General features: G+C 50.1%; 1 protein-coding gene. It reads left to right on the top strand.

All coding sequences use genetic code 11. From position 1 onward, the window contains the following. Positions 1-141: 141 nt before the first annotated feature. Positions 142-417: hypothetical protein (locus tag BW716_RS35720; RefSeq protein ID WP_143709273.1), on the top strand; the 276-nt coding region annotated here is incomplete at its 3' end.

Below are 417 nucleotides of genomic sequence, written 5' to 3' on the forward strand. Positions count from 1 at the left end.
GATCCTGACCAGCACCATTGTAAAACACCGGCCGTCACCCTGACGGCCCAAGCACCATCTGTATCTACAGGTGGCGGTACATGGTCTAAGCCAGCCTGATCTACCGCAACCATTGAGAGTGTCAATAGTCCGGGCACGACTGTGACCATTCCTGTTGGTGACAGCAGCATGTTGTACTGGACGATTACAAACGGTGTATGTGCGGATGTGGACACGGTATGGATTGTAAACAATAATCCTCCTGCTAATGCAGATGCGGGTGTAGACACCCTCAAACATTGTAACTACGATGCCTTTACCATGACAGCGAATACGCCTTCCGTAGCTGGAGCAACCGGTTACTGGAGTGTTGTATCTCCTGCTTCTTATACTATCTCAGCTGCACAGCTGAATGATCCGAACACTACCTTCACGGTA

This window comes from [Flexibacter] sp. ATCC 35208 (genome assembly GCF_001975825.1).
In the GTDB taxonomy this organism is placed as follows: Bacteria; Bacteroidota; Bacteroidia; order Chitinophagales; family Chitinophagaceae; genus Chitinophaga.